This window comes from Kitasatospora cystarginea (assembly GCF_039533515.1).
Lineage (GTDB): Bacteria > Actinomycetota > Actinomycetes > Streptomycetales > Streptomycetaceae > Kitasatospora > Kitasatospora cystarginea.
On record NZ_BAAATR010000153.1, the window covers coordinates 1 to 1,643 of the forward strand.

Sequence of the window (1,643 nt, forward strand, 5' to 3'; positions counted from 1 at the left end):
CAGCCCTTCACCCGCTGGTCGATCCGCAAACTGCTCGCCTACCTGCGCAAGGTCCACGGCCGGGTGATCCGCATCGGCCGCGAGGCCCTGCGCTGCCCGCTCACCCGACGCGGCGTCACCTTCCAGCGCACCAAAACCTGGAAGGAGTCCACCGACCCCGACTACGACGCCAAGCTCGACCGGATCGAACGCGTCCTGGAACACTTCCCCGACCGCACCTTCGCGTTCGACGAGTTCGGCTGTTCCTGCTTCCGTTCGATTCCTCAGCGCCCTCGTGGCGCAATACCGGTCCAACTCCGTCGCCCGCAGCCCGGCTTCAGCCACGGGGGAGTCGTCGCCCGGTGGGGCCGGCCACCGACCAGTCCGATCTGGTAAGCGGGTCGGCCATCCACGCAGCAGGACTCCACGCCGGTAGGCGCCTTCGCGTGATCCGCATCATCGTGTGCGGCCAGTACTATCCAACAGAGTGTCAATCCCTATGCGAGATCGCCCGCATGTGGCAGTCCATCTGTGTTTCTCTGAAAGGAAGTTCATGGGCATCGGAATGAAATTGCCGCGCGGCTTCGCCGCCTTCAGCGTGGCCCTTCTTGCCGGTACGGCCGCTGTCCCGTTGCCGGCTGCCAGTGCCGCGGCAGGCGCGACTCCCATCTGCTTGAGCGGAAATCTCCTGTATGACTACCAGTCGGCCGAAGCGGGAACGACGAAGCCAACGAGGACGAACCCGGTCCGTAGTGCGAACGTCGAGCTGTGGGGAAATGAGAAGCCCACCGACTCCCCGCACCAGCTCACTGCCGATTTCCAGTACACGGCGGGTGACGGAGGTTTCAACCTCTGCTATACGCCCACGACGACCACGTCGATGAGCAGCATGTGGGTGCGGTTCAATGCCGAAAGTACAAAGCTGTGGAGGGTCAACGACACCAGCGGCGCGACTTACAGGCTGGACTCCCAGACCCTGTACAACGTCTCCTCCAGCGCTTCGCTGGGCACGATCAAGCCTTCCGCTGATACCGCCCGGGCTTGGCACGCCTTCGACACCGTCAACCTTCTTTGGTGGAACCGCAACAACCCTGCCAGCATCTGCTGGTCATCTCACGAGACGGACGGAAACCACTGCACTGAGCTCAACATCCAGTGGACCAACGCGTCGACGGACGGTCCGTACTACGACATCGGTAGTCACACCATCCATCTCTCCGCCGCCGACCCTGACTCCGAGCACACCGTCCTCCATGAGTCCGGTCACTTCTTCATGAATCGCATGTTCAATGGCTTTCCGAACTACACCATCTGCAGTTCCCAGTACATATACAGTCTCACTGGCAGCGGTGCGTGTGCATGGGTCGAGGGCTTTGCCGATGCCGTCGCAGCCTACCTCCTTGGTGACTATCGCTACGTCTGGCCAAACGGCACCGAGATGTCCTTCACTCACTCATCGGGCTGGGGTACCGGAGACCAGGTCGAGGGCAATGTGACCGGTTCGCTGCTTGACCTGTGGAGGAACGTCGACGGTGGCAACTGGAACAGCACGATCACCCTGTTGGCCTCTAACCTCGCGCTTTCACGAGCAGGGCTGTCCGAGGCGTGATCAAAAGACTGAGGAGTGCCGCTGACCTGCGACGATAGGGCTTGTCTAAGGTCCA

1 protein-coding gene and 1 pseudogene are annotated in these 1,643 nt (G+C 61.9%); both read left to right on the forward strand.

Annotated elements, in window-relative coordinates; genetic code table 11:
* Positions 1-240 (forward strand): annotated as a pseudogene (locus ABD369_RS40505) (IS630 family transposase); the annotation flags it as partial.
* Positions 241-532: 292 nt separating this feature from the next.
* Positions 533-1,588: a hypothetical protein gene (locus ABD369_RS40510; protein WP_344641647.1), complete on the forward strand. Its 1,056-nt coding sequence runs from the start codon at positions 533-535 to the stop codon at positions 1,586-1,588.
* Positions 1,589-1,643: the final 55 nt, after the last annotated feature.

Coding starts and splice junctions, on each gene's coding strand:
- ABD369_RS40510 (WP_344641647.1), top strand. CDS start 533: ATGGGCATCGGAATGAAATTGCCGCGCGGCTTCGCCGCCTTCAGCGTG.